Annotated in this window: 1 protein-coding gene and 1 pseudogene; one reads left to right on the top strand and one right to left on the bottom strand. The window is 36.5% G+C overall.

All coding sequences use genetic code 11. The features are described 5' to 3' along the window. On the top strand, window positions 1-214 hold a 214-nt coding region (locus CQA44_RS12865), incomplete at its 5' end, for a hypothetical protein (RefSeq protein ID WP_220272166.1). Between the two features lie 65 nt (window positions 215-279). Here CQA44_RS12865 and CQA44_RS12860 read toward each other — a convergent pair. Further along, a pseudogene (locus CQA44_RS12860) lies at window positions 280-1,274 on the bottom strand (hypothetical protein); the annotation flags it as partial.

Raw genomic sequence — 1,274 nt, 5'->3', positions numbered from 1 at the left:
TATTTTACCCAAAGAAATTAAAGATCTCTTTTGTCAATTGCCTAACTCTAAAACTCAATTTAATAACATTCCTGCACTTCTGCACGAGGAGGCAAAGGAGAATGAAAAAATTATTCGATACAGAGTTCGTGAGATTATAGATTTACGACAAACTATGAAAGTTGGCACAAAATTGCTTGATAACGCGATGACAAACTCAAGGCATAAAGAGTAAAATCGAAATACGCAATAAACATACTTCAATGGCATGAACAAATATTATTCTTGCAGTATTCAAACCTATTGTCTTCTTGCTTTGTTTTGGGAGAGAATCTTGATGGCAATAGAATTCTTATCATCATTAACATAACGCACAGTAAAATAAATAATGTATTTAGGGGATTTATCGCCTTTTTTATCACGCCAACCATATCCAAAATCCTCTAACACTTCAGTATAATAATTTGCTACACAGATTCTGGCTTGCTTGGCGGAATCTATTCCTTGAGATTGTATATTATCCACATGAGAAGTGAGCTTGGAAATTATAAAGGGTTGAGTTTCTTTCCATAGTGTAAGAAACTTAGCTTCTGCTTGTGTACCACGCATATATCTTTCTTCTTGCGCCCTCATTTCTGCATGAAATTCAAAACTTGCTTGTGAGATTTTATTATAAACAGATTCATGAGTACAAGGTGGTGGTTGTATGTTTTGCATTTTTCGTGCATATACTTGCTGCGCACGTATAGAATCTGCTTGAGCGAACTCACCTTTTGTTTGATACGGGCTTTCTGCCAAGATGGTAATGCTTGGGGAATCATTTCTACATTCTAATCGATAAGTTATGGTATATTGAGGGGATTTATCGCCTTTTTTATCGCGCCAACCATATCCAAAATCCTCTAACACTTCAGTATAATAATTTGCTACACATATCCGATGTTTCTTATCGTTACCTACAGACTGCTCTCTGATATTACTCACATGAGAAGTAAGTTTAGGAAGGATAATTTTACGCGTCTCTCTCCAAAGTTCTGTAAAATTTTGACTTGCCTCTTCACCCTTTAATCGACCTTCCTCTTTAGAACGAAAGTTTGCATGAGATTCAAGACTAGCGGCAGCAATCTTTTGCGTTATTACTCTACTACTGCATGCCAATCTTGCTTGACACTGCTGTGTGTTTGGACTAACATCTCGTTGTGTTTGTCCGCTCCGTGAAGCAACTTGTGTTTTACTACTAGATTGAGAATCTTGGCTAGATTGCTTTCTGTTTTGAGAACTTTGTGTGATGTTAG

Source organism: Helicobacter sp. MIT 14-3879 (assembly GCF_003364125.1).
The sequence above is the reverse complement of the archived record's forward strand: the minus strand, read 5'-3'. Positions and strand labels throughout refer to the sequence as shown.